This window comes from Candidatus Filomicrobium marinum (assembly GCF_000981545.1).
Taxonomy (GTDB): domain Bacteria; phylum Pseudomonadota; class Alphaproteobacteria; order Rhizobiales; family Hyphomicrobiaceae; genus Filomicrobium; species Filomicrobium insigne.
This window is the reverse complement of the sequence record NZ_LN829119.1, coordinates 184668-202706: the sequence shown is the minus strand read 5'-3', so window position 1 is coordinate 202706 and position 18039 is coordinate 184668. Positions and strand designations below refer to the sequence as shown.

The 18039-nt window shown below is 57.0% G+C and carries 17 protein-coding genes; 8 read left to right on the top strand and 9 right to left on the bottom strand.

Annotation, left to right across the window (positions count from 1 at the left end):
* Positions 1-33: 33 nt before the first annotated feature.
* From YBN1229_RS00950 to YBN1229_RS00940, 3 genes are all read right to left on the bottom strand, one after another.
* Positions 34-903: a TIGR01459 family HAD-type hydrolase gene (locus tag YBN1229_RS00950; RefSeq protein WP_052743586.1), complete on the bottom strand. Its 870-nt coding sequence runs from the start codon at positions 901-903 to the stop codon at positions 34-36.
* Between the two features lie 95 nt (positions 904-998).
* Positions 999-2591, bottom strand: a complete 1593-nt coding sequence (locus YBN1229_RS00945; RefSeq protein WP_046475593.1) for an EAL domain-containing protein — start codon at positions 2589-2591, stop codon at positions 999-1001.
* Between the two features lie 221 nt (positions 2592-2812).
* Entirely contained in the window at positions 2813-4096 is a 1284-nt protein-coding gene (locus YBN1229_RS00940) for an aminotransferase class III-fold pyridoxal phosphate-dependent enzyme (protein ID WP_432264135.1), read from the bottom strand.
* A 444-nt stretch (positions 4097-4540) separates the two neighbouring features.
* On the opposite strand from YBN1229_RS00940, the gene YBN1229_RS00935 reads away from it, so the two are divergent.
* A complete protein-coding gene (locus tag YBN1229_RS00935; protein WP_046475588.1) occupies positions 4541-5305 on the top strand; it encodes an SDR family oxidoreductase in 765 nt (254 codons plus the stop codon).
* A gap of 75 nt (positions 5306-5380) precedes the next feature.
* Positions 5381-5836 carry a GFA family protein gene (locus tag YBN1229_RS00930; protein ID WP_046475586.1) on the top strand — a complete coding sequence of 152 codons (456 nt, stop codon included), beginning with the start codon at positions 5381-5383 and terminating at the stop codon, positions 5834-5836.
* Positions 5837-5845: 9 nt separating this feature from the next.
* Here the strand turns inward: YBN1229_RS00930 and YBN1229_RS00925 are convergent, their stop codons facing one another.
* Positions 5846-6199: a DUF2200 domain-containing protein gene (locus YBN1229_RS00925; protein WP_046475583.1), complete on the bottom strand. Its 354-nt coding sequence runs from the start codon at positions 6197-6199 to the stop codon at positions 5846-5848.
* Between the two features lie 439 nt (positions 6200-6638).
* Here YBN1229_RS00925 and YBN1229_RS00920 point away from each other — a divergent pair, with 439 nt between their 5' ends.
* A complete protein-coding gene (locus tag YBN1229_RS00920) occupies positions 6639-7607 on the top strand; it encodes a winged helix-turn-helix domain-containing protein (RefSeq protein ID WP_076605266.1) in 969 nt (322 codons plus the stop codon).
* The gene (locus tag YBN1229_RS00915; RefSeq protein WP_052743585.1) at positions 7564-9243 is read left to right on the top strand and encodes a CHAT domain-containing protein; all 1680 of its coding nucleotides are present in this window, start codon (positions 7564-7566) and stop codon (positions 9241-9243) included. Before YBN1229_RS00920 ends, YBN1229_RS00915 begins: the two co-directional genes overlap by 44 nt.
* Before the next feature lie 47 nt (positions 9244-9290).
* On the opposite strand, the gene YBN1229_RS18815 is transcribed toward YBN1229_RS00915, so the two are convergent.
* Together YBN1229_RS18815 and YBN1229_RS00910 are read right to left on the bottom strand one after the other, a co-directional pair.
* The gene (locus YBN1229_RS18815; protein WP_160298673.1) at positions 9291-9458 is read right to left on the bottom strand and encodes a hypothetical protein; all 168 of its coding nucleotides are present in this window, start codon (positions 9456-9458) and stop codon (positions 9291-9293) included.
* A 79-nt stretch (positions 9459-9537) separates the two neighbouring features.
* Positions 9538-9768, bottom strand: a complete 231-nt coding sequence (locus tag YBN1229_RS00910) for a hypothetical protein (protein ID WP_046475579.1) — start codon at positions 9766-9768, stop codon at positions 9538-9540.
* A gap of 49 nt (positions 9769-9817) precedes the next feature.
* Between YBN1229_RS00910 and YBN1229_RS00905 the strand changes: the two genes are divergently transcribed.
* Positions 9818-10606, top strand: coding sequence for a DUF4239 domain-containing protein (locus YBN1229_RS00905; protein ID WP_046475577.1), 789 nt, complete (start codon positions 9818-9820; stop codon positions 10604-10606).
* A gap of 13 nt (positions 10607-10619) precedes the next feature.
* Here YBN1229_RS00905 and YBN1229_RS00900 read toward each other — a convergent pair whose 3' ends face one another.
* Together YBN1229_RS00900 and YBN1229_RS00895 are read right to left on the bottom strand one after the other, a co-directional pair.
* Complete coding sequence (locus YBN1229_RS00900) at positions 10620-11786, bottom strand: NAD(P)/FAD-dependent oxidoreductase (protein WP_046475575.1); 1167 nt, start codon at positions 11784-11786, stop codon at positions 10620-10622.
* A gap of 183 nt (positions 11787-11969) precedes the next feature.
* A complete protein-coding gene (locus tag YBN1229_RS00895) occupies positions 11970-13061 on the bottom strand; it encodes an alkene reductase (protein WP_046479765.1) in 1092 nt (363 codons plus the stop codon).
* Between the two features lie 465 nt (positions 13062-13526).
* Between YBN1229_RS00895 and YBN1229_RS00890 the strand changes: the two genes are divergently transcribed.
* From YBN1229_RS00890 to YBN1229_RS00880, 3 genes are all read left to right on the top strand, one after another.
* Entirely contained in the window at positions 13527-13817 is a 291-nt protein-coding gene (locus YBN1229_RS00890; protein WP_046475572.1) for a co-chaperone GroES, read from the top strand.
* Between the two features lie 77 nt (positions 13818-13894).
* Positions 13895-15547 (top strand): chaperonin GroEL, encoded by a 1653-nt coding sequence (groL, locus tag YBN1229_RS00885; protein WP_046475566.1) that lies wholly within the window; start codon positions 13895-13897, stop codon positions 15545-15547.
* Positions 15548-15969: 422 nt separating this feature from the next.
* The gene (locus YBN1229_RS00880) at positions 15970-17442 is read left to right on the top strand and encodes an autotransporter outer membrane beta-barrel domain-containing protein (protein ID WP_046475562.1); all 1473 of its coding nucleotides are present in this window, start codon (positions 15970-15972) and stop codon (positions 17440-17442) included.
* Positions 17443-17506: 64 nt separating this feature from the next.
* Here the strand turns inward: YBN1229_RS00880 and YBN1229_RS00875 are convergent, their stop codons facing one another.
* The gene (locus YBN1229_RS00875; RefSeq protein ID WP_046475559.1) at positions 17507-17863 is read right to left on the bottom strand and encodes a hypothetical protein; all 357 of its coding nucleotides are present in this window, start codon (positions 17861-17863) and stop codon (positions 17507-17509) included.
* Positions 17864-18039: the final 176 nt, after the last annotated feature.

Here is an 18039-nt window from a genome sequence, read left to right as displayed (position 1 = left end):
AGGGTCGCAAACGTGGCCCCTCCCAACGGGGGCCTACCAGCGCAACTCAGTCATAGCTGCAATAGGTCGGGCAGCAGGATCGGGAAATAACGTTTCGAGCTGGGCGGCATCCAAAACCGCTCCCCTTTCCATATGCACGGCACTGGCAACGTAGACCGCTGCGATGTCTGCTGCGACGGCACCGGCGATATCCGTTTTCACGCCATCGCCGATAGCAAGCAAACGGTCCCGCGCGATCGGATGACCCTTGAGCGCAGCAAGCCGTTCCTCAGCCATACTGTAGATCGGCGCAAATGGCTTTCCGGCATAGGACACGTCTCCGCCGAGTTCCTCATAGGCGTTCGCCAACGCGCCTGCGCAATAGATGATACGCCCACCCCTTTCGACCCTGACATCGGGATTAGCGCACACCATCGGAAGCGTACGCTGCGCAAGACCAGAAAGCAGCTCCGCATAGTCAGTCGGAGTTTCACTCGTATCGTCGAACAAGCCGGAGCAAACGACGGCCTCAGCGCTTTCCGCGTCAACCAATTGAACATTGAGCCCGCCGTAGAGGCCAAGGTCCCGTTCGGGTCCAAGATGGAAGATCCCTTTTGAACCGAACGCTTCGATCAAGTGTCGTGTCGCGTCGCCCGACGTAACGATCGCGTCGTAGGCATTGCGTGGAACACCAATCTGATCGAGCTGCGCCTGAACCCCCTCCATCGTCCGTGGGGAATTCGACAACAACAGTACCAGCCCGCCTTGGTGTCGGAAATTCTGACACGCAGTGACGGCCTCCGCATAGGGCGTAACGCCGTTGTGCATGACACCCCAGATGTCGACGAGCCATGCGTCCGTTTCAGCAGCAAGGGGCTCGATCGATCTGATTAGAGAGATCGACGCATGAGGCGAGGCTATCATAGAGCTGTTACCGGAGATACTTGGAGAAGACACGTCGCGCAGAGTGCGGCGACGACAAAAGCCGCCACCGCACTAGCCTGGAACTGCAATAAAGATCAAGCCGCGACGTGACCGTTCTTCCCGGATTCGAGCGCGCCGCGCTTCACCGGTCGCGGCCCGCCAAACATATGGCCTTGGCCAAACAGAACGCCGAAGCCGAAGATGCGGGCGGCAACCTGCTCGTCGTCAATCCGGCCAACTACGAGCGTAAGCCCGATGTCAGCCAAATGGCGGCAAATATCCCGAGCCGGAATAAGCGTCTCGCCAGCCATCAAGCCATCGAGAAATACACTTGCATCAAGCTTGGCAAAGTCGAACCCGATAGCTTTGAGCTCCGCGAAATCCATATCGAGGTCCGTGACAGACCCAATCGCGTAGCGGAACCCGAGACTGGCCAGATCAGCCAACGTCGCGCGTTCCCGTTCTCCGAAGGCACGAACATCGGCCTGCGAGAAGGTCATAACCAGCTGACCGGAAAAGTTCTCACGGGCACGGTAAGCATTCTCGACGCCGTCCAGGAATTTGTCCGCGTTGAGGGACTCGCCGCTGATCTTCGAAAAGAGCGATCCTTGCCGTCCACGGCACTCAAGTTGCAAGGCCACCTGAGACGTCCGCTCAATATTGACCCGATCAATAATCGGCAGAATGGCGCGGCCCGCGTAACCGTCACGGTCGTCATAGACGTCCAGCACGTCACCGCGCTCATCGCGCAGCCTCAGGGACACTTCGAAATGACGCGGCTTGCGGTCCTTGAGGGTGAGAATCGGCTCCAGCAGAACATCAACCCGGCCGGCCACCAAAGCATCTTTAATCGACTGAATACGCACCTCACGGCCCGCAGGGGCTCCGCCACGCACAGGTTGATCCGTAGATCGCATCGAGTTTGCTGCCGATTTCAAGGCATCGACGGACTGGTTCACGGCTCCTTCCGAACGCCAGCGTCCAAAACCACCGTTCGCGGCTTCTGCAGCATTTACCTCGTCCGCAAGCTTCTTGATCATCGCCTGCAGCATTTCTACGTCGCCTTCCCGCGCACGGACTGCTGGCGTCGACGCAGCCAAGTCAGACGACCCGGCCGCGCGCGATTTTCCATCATCAGAGGAGAGAGAAGGAGAATTGCGCATGGGAGGCGGCTTGGCCAAATCTGCCGATAAGGGGGGCGGCACAACGGGCTGATGACCACGCACCCCATGACCTGGACTATCCCGGCGTGGCTCTGGCCGTGATGCAAACTCCGGCAATGCAAAGTCAGCTGTGCCAAATTCCGGACGATCCACGGGCGCGCCATCACCCCGGCGCCGAAGCCGGGGTGGAGAACCAACAGGTTTCGCCGAAAATCTGGGGTTGGCGTTGCGAGAACCATCCACTGAGTTGGCGCCCAACTGCTCAATCTGATCTTCCAGTTGGGAAATCTGCGACTTCATCGCATAGACGGCCCTGCGCCCGCGCACGATCGCGTGCAGCGCCATCAAACAAATGAGAATCACCACGGACATCGTAAGTGACGTCCACACATCCAGACCGCCGTGCAGATGCGCTGCAGTGCCCAACGCAAACGTAAACAGCGCCATAGACACGAGAACAAGGGCTTCCGCAAACCGCCCTTTGCCGGCCGGCCTGGTCCTTCTTCCTTGCTGTGTCACTTCCATAACCTGAGGCCTCATCGACCGCGTAATTCCGATTCGCTTGCTTAGAAGCATCGGAAGACCTGTGAAAAATGGCAACGCTCCTAATCAGCCCTGTCACCAGATTTCTTTAACTAGCGGCGACCTTTGCGCTACGTGACAGCGCCGATTGGCGGAAGTGCAACACTCATGCGGCCTACAGACCACTTTCCGAGCATTTAGCAATCCAAGCTCTACTCTTGACCTCAGGAGAGAGATTTCAAAGCCCCAAGCGCCCGGTCGCGAATGTCCGTCAGCTCGTCGATTGTCGCAATAAGCGACGGTGCTACGATCATCGTGTCGTTGATTACGCGCACATAAAGATCGTGATCATGGAAAGCCCGTTGCAGTAATTCATAACCGCGCACGCCCGGACCACGCGCTGATGGCTCAATATCGATGCCGCACATCAATCCGATCGGGCGGATATCGAGAACGATGGGCATGGATTGCATTTCCATCATCACGTCCGCAAACACCTCTTCCAATGTGCTGGCACGTTCGAACAACGCCTCATCGCGATAGATATCGAGCGTCGCCATCGCCGCTGCAGTCGCGAGAGGATGACCGGAATACGTATATCCGTGGAAGAACTCAGGCGCGTGTTCCGGTCCGGTCATCAGGGCTGCATGGATATCCCCGCTCACAAGCGTGCCTGCAAACGGAACGGCACCGTTCGTCACGCCCTTCGCAAAGGCAATGATGTCTGGCGTAAGCCCATACCGCTCCGAAGCAAACCCATATCCCGTGCGGCCAAACGCCGTGATCACCTCATCGAAAATCAGAAGAATGCCGTGACGCTTGGTAATCTCGCGCAGCCGCTCCAGATACCCCTTGGGCGGCGGCAGGCACCCCGTCGACCCCGCGATCGGCTCGACAACAACCGCCGCGATATTGCTGGCGCCATGCAGCGCAACGAGTTGCTCAAGCTCATCGGCAAGTTCACGGCCCCACTCCGGCTCACCTATAGAAAACGACTGATGCTCCCGGTCATACGTACACCGGAGATGATCGATACCTGGGAGCAGCGTCCCAAAATCCCGCCGGTTTGCGGGCACACCACCCACCGACAAGCCGCCGAACCCGACACCGTGGTACCCGCGCTCCCGCCCGATAAAACGGGTGCGTTGGCCTTCTCCGCGTTGCCGGTGATACGCGAGCGCGATTTTCATCGCGGTATCCACGGCCTCACTGCCTGAATTTGAAAAGAAGACGTGATCCAGCCCCGCCGGCGCGAGCGCTGTCAGCCGATTGGCCAGCTCAAACGCCTGCGGATGCCCGAACTGAAAAGCTGGAGCATAATCGAGGCGGTAAGCCGCCTCCTTGATCGCCGCCGCGATCTCTTCGCGGCCATGCCCGGCGTTGACGCAATAAAGCCCCGAGGTCGCATCGATGACCTGACGGCCGTCGCTCGTCGTGTAGTGCATGCCTTTGGCACTGACGACCATGCGCGGACGGCGCTGAAATGCACGATTTGCCGTGAACGGCATCCAATAGGCCGCAAGATCGCTCGGCTCATTCTTCAGGTGCTCTGCCACACGTATCATCCATGAGAGTTACGAAAGCGGACGGCATGAGCCGCCAAATCCACCCACTTCAATATCTTGGATCGAAATTAGCAGTATGACGATAAGTGGGATATGCGATCTTAGCGGAATACCCATCCACCGTTAATTCGTCGTCATGATCCAACGACACACGCCCCGTCAGCCTCACGTAACGCCAGTGTTTGCGGGCCCTACCGGCTTCTCTGAACCGCCGAGGCAAATACAGCCGGACAATTCTCAGGCCTCTGCCCAATTCGTGCCACGCCGTGGCCAAGGCCCGCCCAGAATCGTCCCCTCATTTAGATCTCGTTAGCCGAATCGGCGTGCTATGGTCACGCCTGGGCGCACTCTTAAAAGTCCTGGCGTATCACGGAGGAGAACAGCCCTATGTTGATGAGTGTTGTTGACGAGTTGCATCTGGACGCCGTCTATCCTGAGTTGCAGGGGGCACGTGTCCTGATTACGGGATTGAGTGGCTCGTGCGGTATCGACATTGCGCGTGCGTTCGCCGACCATAGTGCCCGCCTCGTCGTACGTGCGGCTGAAGAAACTCCTGAAATTGATGAGATCGCAACGCTGCTGAACCAATCGGCGGCGGACCTTCGGCTGTTTACGGACCCGGACGCGGCGGACGCGAAGGGCGCCGTTGTGTTCACCCAGGGCCCCGCGCAGAAAGCCTTTGGCGGCCTCGATACCGTGATCAACCTCATCTCCGTCAGCCGTGAGGACTTCGCCGATTGCACTGATCTCGAGGACATCGAGAATGCGATCGCAGCTAAGATTTCCGCCATGACGCGCATGAGCCATGTGCTAGCGAACCGGATGCGCCTGACCCTGACCGAGGGCTCGATCCTCAACGTCATCGCGATGCCCCAAACAACCGACCCGGGCATGACCATGCTGCTCGGCATGCTGCGCACCGCCATCGCAGCTTATACGCGGCAGGAAGCAACGAAGTGGGCTGACAACGCGATCCGGATTAATTCAGTCGTGCCGAAGGCCGTCGACCCCTTCCAATATGACGACGACGAATGGTCGGACATGGGAGAGCCGGACGTTGCCGCGCTCGCCTTGTATCTCGCTTCCCGCAAAGGCAACCGCCTTTCAGGCCACATCTTTGAAGCGACGCAGATCACGACAGGGGGCCGGTAACGGCCTCGCTGTTCCCGACCCATCTCCGAGAAGGCCCCCGTTTTGGCTAACGGACGAAAGGACGACGCCAAATCGATGAACACCACCCAATTTCCACTTGCCGGTAAGTGCCGCTGCGGCAACGTCCACATTGAGATCGCGGCAGCTCCCATCATGACGTCGGCGTGCCACTGCCGGGGCTGCCAGCGAATGAGCGCCAGCGCCTATTCCCTGACAGCGATGGTCCCGGCGCAAGCTTTCCGCGTGACAGCCGGTGAACCGGAGAAGGGTGGCATCAAGGGCCCGCAACTCGATCACTACTTCTGTCCCGACTGCAAGACATGGATGTTTACACGCATTGTCGGCATGGCCGAAATCGTCAACGTCCGCCCCACGATGTTCGATGATTCGAACTGGAGCCGCCCCTTCATTGAGACGATGACAGCCGAGAAGCTGCCATGGGTGGAAACACCCGCGCGTTATAGCTACGAAGGTTTTCCACCGCCAGAAGACTTCCAGCGCCTTCTGGATGCGTTCACCGCCGACCAGTGAAACGCGGGATCATTCCTTCCGCAAAATTTTGTCCATCGCTTTGCCCCGCGCCAGCTCATCGATGAGTTTGTCCAGGTAGCGGATTTCGCGCATGGTCGGCTCTTCGATATCCTCCACGCGGACACCGCAAACCACGCCTTTGATCAGGGCGCGCGACGGATTGATTTCGGGGGCCTCGGCAAAGAAGGTTTCAAAGTCCGTCTGCTTCTTCAGTTGAGCTTGAAGCTCCTTCTGGCCATAGCCCGTCAGCCAGGAGATGATCTGATCGACCTCCGCTTTTGTGCGCCCCTTTTTCTCAGCTTTGGCAACGTAATGCGGATAAACGCTCGCGAAGCTCATTGCATAGATCCGATGTTTCGCCATGCGTTGCTACTCCTAGGTGCGCCTTGTTAAATTGTACTCTCCGTTCCGATCATATCTTTTGAATCGACGCGGATTACGACAGCAACTGGGCATCGACCACTTCCGAAAAATCCCTCAAGCTGACATCGCCGTTGCATACAGCGCTCGATTCCGAGCGAGCCGGACTAAAGCTTGAAGGGTGCGCAGTTGTGACATCTTCTTCGCGGTCCGGCGCAACTAAGCCTCTGCAACGCTTCCTTGATGGCTCAGCTGCAAATTGCATGTGGAAAATGAGACTTGTCGTATTTTGTTAGACACTAACTGATCCGCGCAGGATAGATGCACAACATCGGCCATCCCCGGACGCAGGTAGAGCCCGTTCTCGGGTCGGAACTTCCCACGACCAACCTGGCCGTGTAACCTTCTGCGAGGACTCAGAATATTAGGGACGGAGCGCACCTTGGATTCGTATTTGCAGGTTGCTCAAGCTGTCTTGAGGTCAACTCGCCGGCCAATGAGCGCGCGTGCGATACTAGATGTTGCATATAAGGCAGGTGTTGTGCCGCCCCACCTTTACGGAAAAACTCAACAAAAAACGCTTCAAGCGCGGCTAAGTGAGGACATTCTTCATCACCGCGAGACATCAGCATTCTACAGAACCGAGCCAGGGCAATTCTTTTTGGTTGAGTTCCTTGACGATCCAACAATTCCAGAAGAATGGAAGACCAAATTTCCAGCTCGGAGGCGCACACGTGACCTCAAGCGCGATAATACGCTGGGAGTAAAAAGATCTTTTTTGAAGCGCTGGTGCAAGCGTGAATCCGATTTCCATGAATTCTTCAGAGCTGCGGATGCCGAGGGAGCACTAGCTTATTTGCACCCGGATGACATGGCTGGGCACGACTATTGCGCGACTTGGACATTTTCCATGGTCTTCCGTAATGACTGCGTTCTAGCGTACCGAATAGGACGCTACCGAGACGACCGAGATGCTTTCGCCAATAGGCGGTCTGTTGGATTCCAAGGAGCGCTTGCAGTCGACGACACCTCACTATTTTCTCACGATGCACTTGGTGCAGAGGACTGTTCAATTTCAGTCCTTGTTCAGGATCTTGATCTTTCGCTTTCCACATTCTATGGCGAAAGCGCGACACGCCCTGAGATTGACTGCGTCATGGTTGTTGAGAATGGATGTTCGGATATTGACCTAGTAATAGTAACCACGTGGAATTGCCCTGATTGGTTTGAGCCAACCACACGAAGACTGTCGCTCAACGAACCACGCTGGTTATGCACATCCGTCCTACACAACGACCTAAAAGACTTTGAGCCATGGAGCGCAATGATACTAGCGGGCTGGGGCCCCTCAAAGGAACGGAGGGGATTTGGCAAGAAAAACAATAACAAACCAACAAACCGTCTTTTTTAAATTTGAGCTTCAGAGCGGCGATCCAAGACGTCAAAAGGCCGCGCTGCAAGATGTTTGCCGGCTGTATAGAGGCGGTGCTCAATTTTCTCCCGAAACACGCATTTCATTTGAGATGTTGATCGCAGGACTTACCGTCAACAGTCGCGACGAGAAAGTCGTTCGCTGGTGCCTTAATTCCATCGCGCAATTCGGGAGAAAAATTAATACGTTGCAGAGCGTAGAATTTGCGCTGAAACAACACGAAGAAAATCCAGAGATTGTAGCGGCAGCAGTCTCTGCATTGGCGTCATTGTACCGAGGGCAGATTCCTGGATTGAACGCGTTGAAGAATGTCGAGCCTCAAACCCAGATGCTTGCCGCAATGCAAACTGTACCTCCTTCGATGCTCGAGCTTGGAGGGCTAGCCATCGATTTATCGAAAGCAGATGCAGAAGTTCTCAAGCTTGCATTGATCGTGGTAGGGCTCAACAAGGACATACAAAATTTATTGCACCCTAGACACGAGAACGGCGAAATCGTCAGAGAACTCGGCCAGCACGATGATAGAATCGTCCGACAATATAGCGTCTGGGCAGTAATTGAGAACAACCTACTAGGGCTGGATCATCTGGGCATACCGTTTCATCGACTTGACTCGGAACCGGCTAATGTCCAGTCCAAGATGCTACAACTTGGCGCGGCCTCTATTCCCGATCTGTCGAAGCGTCAGTCACTAATCATTCAGGGCAGCAATTTAGGGTCAGCAGATGCCCGCGAGGGGCTCTCAAAGGGATTGGCATTCACATTCTATGATGGCCTTCAGGACGTAACTCTCGCGTGGTTTGACACGGAAGAAAGTCGGCGTGTCCAGCTCGTACTCGCAGAGCATTTCGCACGATACTCAGAGGAATCCCCAAGTTATCGGGACAAAGCACTCGAACTGACCGAGAAAGATGATGCATTCCGGGAACGTGTGCTGCTGGGAGCCGAAGGCCTGCCGCTATATGGTGAGATCGTATCACGGAAGTCCCCGTTTTCGTCGGGACTTTTCGGCGTAGAAGAAGACGCCCAACTAAAGAGAGTGTTAGAGGCGGTAAAATTGCAGAACTCAGTGAACGTCCTCGTTCTCAACGCAACACCTGACGATCAGGGGCGCATTAGGGCTGACAAAGAGGCGGCACTTCTTGAAGAGCGCCTTGAGATGGTCAAAGCCCCGCGACGACACTTGAAAGTTGTCCAACGCTTCGCCGTGCGGCTCGACCAAATCCAAAAAGAACTTTTGAATCACGAACCGAAAATACTGCACTTTAGCGGCCACGGTGATACCGGTGTGCTGCTCTTTGAGGATCACAACGGGAGCACAACCGAACTTAATGGCGACGTGCTTGCTGATATTCTTCACACATATGGAAATTTGGAGTGCGTCGTACTTCACGCATGTTTCACTGAGCAGGTCGCGCAGGCTTGCGCGAAACACGTGAAAGTCGTGATTGGCTCGATCGACTCTATCGATGACGCAACGGCACCCAAGTTCACCTATGCGTTTTATCAGGCGCTCGCACACGGCCGTTCCTACAACAACGCCTTCGAGATGGGGCGAAATGAGGTCAAAACGGTGAGCCGTCGCGAAGCCGCTAAGTATAAACTAATCACCTAACTCATTTTGCCTCGCACCCATCAGGGGTCCATTTCGCGACACTCGAACTAAGCTTTCTCTACTTCCCCCACCCCATTACCGAACAGTGTGACAAGCGCATTGTACAGGACGTTGGGTCTGACTCTTTCGGGCAAAAGTAGCCCGTCGATCGTCAGGAGGGTGATGAGCCGGTAGAGTGCCGGGTTGTACGTCCCGAAGCGAACATGGCGCGCCATGGCGAAGAATTCATCGCGGACTCCCTCCCTCGCGACCGCGCCCTCATCAGCAACTGGCGCAGCTTGTCGAACCTCGCCACTATCGCGAACTTGGCGCCATCATTTTCTCGACGATACCAGAGGTACTCGCGTCAAAACTCGCCTCACGCGCAGGATAACCCTCGAAGGATTTGACGAAGGTTTCCACAATGCCCATCGCATGCGGGATCGCCCATGAGCGGTTTTCCTGCCACTCGTCAAAACCACGCGCCTCGGGGAAACGTTCGAAGTTTGCACTCGGAATGAACGTACCGCTCGTGTTATCATACAACGTTGCTCGTTTGATGCTTTTGCGAAATGCAGAACAGTAGAGGGCGGCCGTGGAATTAATTGCGCAGTTGGCGGATTGGAGTCTGCTAGTCTTTGCGCTCTTATTGTTTGTCGTTGAAGTTATTGCCTACGTCACTGGATATCGGCTCGGTCAGCGTCAACGTGCGAACTCTAGTGGAGATGCTGAAGGCGTCGGGTTCATCGTCGGTGGCATACTGGGCCTACTTGCGTTCGTTCTGGCGCTCACTCTGTCTTATGCGAATACGCGTTTTGCGGAACGGCGGCACGCAACGCTGGAGGAGGCCAACGCAATAGGTACGGCTTGGCTGCGAGCCCAAGCAATTGATCACCCGCGCGGACACGAGATCGCCAAACGGCTCGAGGAATACACGCGTGAGCGCAAGCGCTTTCAGCAAGCCCATCGGCAGTCGGCCGAACTTGAAGAAAGTAACAAACGCACATCGAACCTGCAGGCTGAGATCTGGGAAGATATGGCCGCTATCTCGCGCGAGCGCACCGACCCAATCGTTGCCGCACTGATGCAAGCCCTCAATGACACTTTTGACATGAGCACCGCCCAACGCTTCGCTCACGAAGCAAAGTACCCACCGCAAATGTTCTGGCTGCTGATCGGGCTCGCGCTAATCTCGGTGAGCGCGCTTGGTTATCAGCTCGGTTTAAAGGGGCAAAAGACCCACCTTCTTGTCGGCATTCTGATAGCTGTTTGGACAGCAGTCATCGTTGTCATACTTGACATCAGCGCCCCAAGAATCGGGTCAATTCGCACTGGTACCGCCGTTTATGACTGGACGCTCGAGGGGTTTAATGGAAACCCGTAAACGTCCCAGGTACTTATTTCCCCTGCGAAACTGCAGCCTCTGCGCCTGAAGCAATGGACGTAGACAGCCGCACCAAGCGTTCCTCAAACTCGGAGAAGGTGACGCCTTTGGCGCCGCGTTTATGGAAGAAAACCTGCTGAGCGAAGGTCCGCATGGCCGATGTGCCGAGCGCCGCCGAGATCAGGGCGTTGGGCACCTGCTGATCGAGGCCGAAACGCATCGCGCGCTTGAGCAGAAAGCCGGGCAGCTCCGGCGCGAGCGCAACGTCGGGCGCGGGCCCCATGTGCAGGAGATGGTCGGCAATCGCCTGACCGGCGCGCCGCCCGAAGTGAAAGGCAAGGCGAATGCCGCCACCCGTCGCTGGTGACACCATCCCGGCAGCATCACCCACAAGCATGACACCGTTCCCCGCCCACGGCCGCACCAATCCACCGCACGGGATGCGCCCGGCACGACGCCCCACCAGACGCGCCTTGCCGAATTGAAAAATGCGGTCCGTATAGTTCAGGAACTTTCCTACGTCGGGACGCCGCCCCGGTCCGACAGCGAGACCCGCCTGGACGACGGTAGGCGCGGACGCGACCCAAGCCAGATAGCCGGGAGCGATCTCCGAGTTGAGAAAGCAGTGCAGGAAGCGCGGGTCGATATCGCAGAGCCCCTCGTACTCATACTCGACACCGGTGAGAAAGCGGCTGTTGCGCCCCAGCCCGAAGTGCCGAGCAACGGCCGAGCGCGATCCATCAGCCCCCAGAATATAACGGGCGCAGATGTTGAGGTTACTCAGCCGGAAGACGTCGCCTTCGCGAGCCGCGCCCTCAAAACGTGTCTTCCAGAGCAGATGCGCTCCCGCCCGTTGCGCCTCGTCGGCCAGCCACCTCAGGAGGTTCGCCGTGTCGGTCGTCAGAAAGAAGTATCCCGGCGCGAAAAGATCCACGTGCTTGAGATTGGGGGCGTAGAGCCGGACGCCATAGACGCGACGGGTCAGCGCATGCGGGATGTCGATTTCCTCGACAGCTTCTTTGACAAGGATGCCGGTCGTCGCCACGCGATGGCCCGCGCCGTGCTTGGCATCAAGCACCGCCACCTTGAGGCCGCGCATCGCTGCCGTTCGCGCTGCGACGAGACCTGCGAAGCTGGCCCCGACGATAACGAGGTCATAGGACGCTGCGGCAGGCAACATGGCAGATCTCCCATCCAGACGTTGTCGATCAAGCGACGATGGAAGGAAATTACGCAGTATACGCGAAAAGAGTGGGGCTCGATGATGGCCGTTCTGCGTCAAGCGGAGGTAATGAGACGGGCTTTCCGCGTTTCGACAAACAAGCGGAAAGCCCTAGGGTCACGCGCCATGAGAGATGAGTCTTCAGGCCCGAGTTTCCTCTGCGGCGAGCACAGGATAGTCCGTATATCCGGCGCGGCCAGGCGTGTAGAACGTCGCTTCATCCGGCGCGTTGAGAGCCGCGCGACGGCGCACACGCTCCGGCAAGTCGGGGTTGGCAATAAAGCTCTTCCCGAACGCAACGGCAGCCGCCGTCCCTTCCGCGATCACAGCCGTAGCGCTGTCCGCATCGTATCCTCCAGCCACGATCATCGGACCGCTGAAACATCCGCGCGCCAGCGCCACCACATCTTCCTCGACCGTGTTCGCAGTCGGCCGCATCACATGCAGATAAGCAAGGTCACGCTTATCAAGTTCGGCGATGTACTTTTCATAAAGGGGCACCATCTCGTCTTCTTCGATGCCATTGAATTGGTGGCCCGGACTGACCCTCACCCCGACACGGTTGGATCCAACCTCGGCGATCACAGCGTCGATAACCTCAAGCGGCATCCGAATACGGTTTTCAATAGAACCGCCGTAACGATCCGCACGCTTGTTGACATTGGTGGAGAGAAACTGATGCAGCAGGTAGCCATTGGCACTGTGCACCTCGACACCGTCAAAACCGAGGTCGATGGCATGACGCGCCGCCGTCGCAAACTCCTTGGCGGTTGCACCAATCTCATCCGTCGCGAGCGCCCTTGGCACGTCGTGCGCGACGAAGCCGCTGGCGTCGGTGTAAATTTGCCCCGGAGCAGGCACCACGCTCGGCGCCACCACGTCGGCTTTCACGCCGCGATTAGCAGCAGCTGCGACACGACCGACATGCCAGATCTGACTGACAATCTTCGATCCTGCGCCATGCACCGCATCGACGATCTCTTTCCAGCGCACCATCTGGGCCTTGGTATGTAGTCCCGGCGTCCGGGGATAGCCCATCCCCTGAAATGAGGCCTGGGTCGCTTCCGTAATGATGAGGCCTGCGCCCGCGCGCTGAGCATAATATTCGGTCGCAAAATCTGCCGGCACACCCATCTCATTGGCACGAGAGCGCGTCAGGGGCGCCATGACAAATCTATTCTTGAGTTTCAATGCGCCGAGTTGGGTCGGCGTGAAAAGGACATCTGAAGCCATCGTGTTCATCCCCGGCTGGTTCTAAAAACTGTTCCGGCAAGATGACTCGCGGGATGGCCCACGAACGTCTCGCCACCGAGGGACGTAGGAAGCTGGTTCTTTAGTTCAATGATACCGAACAATAGAATAATCGTGAACAGCAAATGCCCGGCGGCGGCGCGACCGTTCCCAGGTTGGAAAAAATTAAGCTTTCATCCTTACCGAACTTGTCCTCTACGAGCTTAGGCCTCAAATCGGCATAATCGTCAGGTAGACGGCCATTAAAGCTGCAATCTTGCGGCCAAAGCTCTTGACAATATTCCCCAGCCTCCCTTATTCACGGCACGCCTGCTGGCACTCAAAGCAAGTGAGTGCTAACAGCGTCACCCAGATGGGTTGACCGGACGGCGTAGGCCGTGCCGCATTTTTCGTTTTTTGAACTCTCATTGAAGAGTTCCGCTTCAAAGCAAACGGAGCCTCCGCAATATGAAATTCCGTCCTCTTCACGATCGTGTCGTCGTAAAGCGCGTCGACAGCGAGACCAAGACTGCAGGTGGCATCATCATCCCTGACACCGCCGCGGAAAAGCCTCAAGAAGGCGAAGTCGTCGCGGTCGGCCCAGGCACCCGCGGTGATGACAACGAACTCATCGCCCTCGACGTCAAGAAGGGTGACCGCGTGCTGTTCGGCAAATGGTCGGGCACCGAAGTTAAGGTCGACGGCGTTGAGCTGTTGATCATGAAGGAAAGCGACATCATGGGCGTTATCGAGAAGTAAGCGCCCGGTCCCTCCTCAAATTTTGAATTCAATTCCTCCGGCCTGTTCCGGACCAAACTCTCCAGGAGACAGCAAACATGGCTGCTAAGGACGTACGCTTTTCGGCAGATGCCCGCGAGCGCATGCTGCGCGGCGTCGACATCCTCGCCAACGCGGTGAAGGTCACGCTCGGCCCCAAGGGTCGCAACGTCGTCATTGAAAAGTCTTTCGGTGCACCGCGCACTACGAAGGACGGCGTCACCGTTGCTAAGGAAATCGAACTCGAAGATAAGTTCGAGAACATGGGCGCACAGATGCTGCGCGAAGTCGCTTCCAAAACGAACGACATCGCTGGCGACGGCACCACCACCGCCACCGTTCTCGCACAGGCTATCGTTCGTGAAGGCCTGAAGTCGGTTGCCGCTGGTATGAACCCGATGGACCTGAAGCGCGGCATCGATAAGGCCGTTGTCCAGGTTGTCGAAATCATCGGCAAAAAGGCAAAGAAGGTCAAAGACTCGAACGAAATCACCCAGGTCGGCACCATTTCCGCAAACGGTGAAATCGAAATCGGCGAGATGATCGCTGAAGCAATGCAGAAAGTCGGCAACGAAGGCGTCATCACGGTTGAAGAAGCCAAGTCGCTCGAAACCGAACTCGACGTCGTCGAAGGCATGCAGTTCGACCGCGGTTACCTCTCGCCGTACTTCATTACGAACGCCGAGAAGATGATCGCCGAACTGGACGATCCTTATATCCTCATTCACGAGAAGAAGCTTTCCGGTCTCCAGCCTCTGCTCCCCGTTCTCGAAACGGTTGTGCAGACAGGCAAGCCTCTCCTCATCATTGCTGAGGACATCGAAGGCGAAGCCTTGGCGACCCTCGTCGTCAACAAGCTGCGTGGCGGCCTCAAGGTTGCTGCCGTCAAGGCTCCCGGCTTCGGCGATCGCCGCAAGGCCATGCTTGAGGACATCGCGACCCTCACGAACGGTCAGACGATTTCCGAAGACCTCGGCATCAAGCTCGAGAACGTCTCCATCGACATGCTGGGCCGTGCTAAGCGCGTGACCATCACGAAGGATGACACCACGATCGTTGACGGCGCAGGCAAGAAGAAGGACATCGAAGCCCGCGTTTCGCAGATCAAAGCACAGATCGAGGAAACGACGTCCGACTACGACCGTGAAAAGCTCCAAGAGCGTCTCGCAAAGCTGGCTGGTGGCGTTGCTGTCATCCGCGTCGGCGGAGCGACCGAAATCGAAGTTAAGGAGCGCAAGGACCGCGTTGACGACGCACTGAACGCGACCCGCGCAGCCGTTGAAGAGGGCGTTGTTCCTGGCGGCGGCGTCATGCTGCTCAAGGCATCCGCAGCCATCGACGTCGAAGGTGACAACGAGGACCAGGAAGCTGGCATCCAGATCGTTCGCCGCGCACTGCAGGCTCCGATCCGCCAGATCGCAGACAACGCTGGTGTTGAAGGCTCCATCGTCGTCGGCAAGGTGCTCGAAACTCGCGGTCAGTCGTTCGGCTATGACGCCCAGAACGACGAGTACGGCGACATGCTCGAAAAGGGCATCATCGACCCGGCTAAGGTTGTGCGCACCGCACTTCAGGACGCCGCTTCGATCGCCAGCCTGCTGATCACCACCGAAGCTGCTGTTGCTGAAGCTCCGAAGAAGGACGCTGGCCACAGCCATGGCGGCGGCGGCATGGGTGGAATGGGCGGCATGGGTGGAATGGACATGATGTAAGTCCATCCCGCTCACTTTCTGAGCCATTACAATTTGGCCGTCCGCAGGAACCTCTTGCGGACGGCCATTTTTTTCTCACGCGATGTTGATCTTCCCGCACCCCACTGTCGTCGGGTCGAGATCCAGTTTTCACTAGAACGCCACAAATTTGCCATGCCAGCGCCCCGCTGCACCGCACAATCCGGCCCGTGGTTTGCCAGCTGAAAAGACCGTCAACAGCGGTTATGGCAGGAGCGGGGACCTAGGCAGCACACAGCTGTAGGTCTGCACAAAAAAACATTATGCCCCGGAGAAATTACGTGCTGAGCGACTTGAGGAACATGCGCGCGCGAGCCCCCTTGCCCCGAGCCCGAACGCGTCCGATGGCATGCAATCATATTTGGAGAACCACCATTATAGTGGCGCTATGCGCGAGCGTCCCCATGTCGGCCATCGCGCAGCCCGCTGACGCACCAAGCCAGGTAAGGTTACAACTGAAAAGCCTCGCTTACCCAGTCGATGCCGAAGTGCTCTACGGCCTGTCCTCCGGACCAGGCGCCACCTCCACCAACGTTTCCGTGGCAACGCAGGCCGGCAGTGGCGCGCGGACGTTCCTGGTGTCTCACCAGGGAACGCTCCGAATAACGCAGGCTGACGCACCAAACCTTCATCTTGAAAATATCAATTGCGAAGGGGCAGTCGCGAGCACTGACGTTGCTGCACGTATGGCCGTTCTAGCGATCGTTTCTGAAGACGCCGTGTCCTGCACATTTGCGAACAGCACCACGGTCGCAAGCGCCCCCCCAACAGATCAGACAGCGACTCTGACCCAACAGACCCTACAGCGAACAGCAACATCAATCGCGGGCAGCATGCCTGCTACGTCGAATCGTGTGTCAGAGCGTCTGTCCGCCTCCATGGTTCGCAAAATTCCGGTCCCGCAAGCAACGGGCCAATCCTCGAATGAAGAAAATCAGCGCACATCTTCATTGCAGATTCCGTTGACGGGAACCGCCGACGGCAATGCCGGCAACGCGAAATTTTCAACCGCGCTGTCCGACCTGGCCGACGCCAAGGCGCGCGAACAAGGCGAGAAGATCCGTGATAGCGGCTTGAACTTGCAAGGCATCACGGTCGCAAGATCCCGCTTCGACGGGTGGATTGAAGGAAATGCGGGTTACGTTCGCGATTCCCAAAACAACACCTCTGACGCATTCTCCAATCTCGCGCTTGGTGCGGACTATCGGCTCAACCAACGCTGGCTGCTCGGCATGATGGGCACTTATAACAATATCGATTCCGAGACGATTGCATCCGCTCCCGACATCAGCGGTAAAGGCTGGATGGCGGGCCCATATGCCGGCTATAAAATCAACCGCCAGATGTTTGTCAGCCTGAAAGCTTTGCGAGGCGTTGGAGAAACCAGATACTTCGCATCACCCGATAGCGCGTTGACGGCCGATGGCCTCGAAACAAACCGCTGGCTACTCGACGCGACGCTCTCCGGGAACTTGAAGTCTGGCAATTGGACCTTGAGCCCTACCGCGCAATTCAGCCATTTTGCCGAACAGGGCCATCAAGTCGTCGGCGGCGATTCAACAATCCGAGCAAAAGCCGATAGCGAGCGCTTCCTCATCGGTCCGCAAATCTCTTACGAGTTCGCCCCCTCTCAATCCACGCGCGTCACGCCGCGTGCCGCCGTCAAAGCCCTTTGGCAAACGGAAGACATCAGTATCGATGAAGAGGCGATGGAAACTTTGAAAAACGAAAGCCTCAGTGCACGCGTAGAAGCCGGAATTGCTGTCACGTCCCCTGAAGCCAAATTGGACTTTTCAGGAAGCCTGGAAGGATTTGGTGGTGATGAAACCAGCAAGGCTGCTACCGGCAAGGCCACGCTGTCTGTGCCGCTGAACTAAGGGAATAAGAGTGTATACTCCTATCCTAGCGTCGGTGACGGCGCCAAGTCTCACATAAATGCGATCATCGTTTTGCGCAGTCCGCTAGCATCTTGTCACGCTGTTGCGCCGATTCTTTCGTCGCTGACGGCGAAACGCTGGCGCACCATTGCATGTGCTCAGGCACGTTGGAATGCCAAGCCGGGCCGGTAAAACCACACCTCAACCGTTCGTTTTCCTGCTGTTGCTTAAGTGCAGTTGCCGCATACCATTTGCAGCTCGACTGCGCCTGCACGGCAGCTGGTAACAGCATCGTCCCCGCCGCAATAGCACTCATCACAAATGCAGTCGTCATCCGAACCAAAGTCATATCCCGTGATCCTCGCCCGGTCGTTGTAATAGTGGAGTTCACTACGAACTCCTCGGTGTTGCCGTACATCATTCGCTCTTATCGCTGACCGGAGTGGCCCAATCTAACCCGTTTCTCCACCAAAACGCGCTGAAGGCAGCTCCATTGATAAGCTCAGCGGCGACTGATGCCAGCATGCAACACCTCGTTATGGGCAAGAGTACAACGGCCAATGTGAACCGCGACTGAATTCCCCTCAGCTACTCCTG

Coding starts and splice junctions, on each gene's coding strand:
- YBN1229_RS00900 (WP_046475575.1), bottom strand. CDS start 11,786: ATGTTGCCTGCCGCAGCGTCCTATGACCTCGTTATCGTCGGGGCCAGC.
- groL (WP_046475566.1), top strand. CDS start 13,895: ATGGCTGCTAAGGACGTACGCTTTTCGGCAGATGCCCGCGAGCGCATG.
- YBN1229_RS00880 (WP_046475562.1), top strand. CDS start 15,970: ATGTCGGCCATCGCGCAGCCCGCTGACGCACCAAGCCAGGTAAGGTTA.
- YBN1229_RS00890 (WP_046475572.1), top strand. CDS start 13,527: ATGAAATTCCGTCCTCTTCACGATCGTGTCGTCGTAAAGCGCGTCGAC.
- YBN1229_RS00925 (WP_046475583.1), bottom strand. CDS start 6,199: ATGGCGAAACATCGGATCTATGCAATGAGCTTCGCGAGCGTTTATCCG.
- YBN1229_RS00940 (WP_432264135.1), bottom strand. CDS start 4,096: ATGCCGTTCACGGCAAATCGTGCATTTCAGCGCCGTCCGCGCATGGTC.
- YBN1229_RS00935 (WP_046475588.1), top strand. CDS start 4,541: ATGTTGATGAGTGTTGTTGACGAGTTGCATCTGGACGCCGTCTATCCT.
- YBN1229_RS00930 (WP_046475586.1), top strand. CDS start 5,381: ATGAACACCACCCAATTTCCACTTGCCGGTAAGTGCCGCTGCGGCAAC.
- YBN1229_RS18815 (WP_160298673.1), bottom strand. CDS start 9,458: ATGGCGCGCCATGTTCGCTTCGGGACGTACAACCCGGCACTCTACCGG.
- YBN1229_RS00950 (WP_052743586.1), bottom strand. CDS start 903: ATGATAGCCTCGCCTCATGCGTCGATCTCTCTAATCAGATCGATCGAG.
- YBN1229_RS00945 (WP_046475593.1), bottom strand. CDS start 2,591: ATGGAAGTGACACAGCAAGGAAGAAGGACCAGGCCGGCCGGCAAAGGG.
- YBN1229_RS00895 (WP_046479765.1), bottom strand. CDS start 13,061: ATGGCTTCAGATGTCCTTTTCACGCCGACCCAACTCGGCGCATTGAAA.
- YBN1229_RS00875 (WP_046475559.1), bottom strand. CDS start 17,863: ATGATGTACGGCAACACCGAGGAGTTCGTAGTGAACTCCACTATTACA.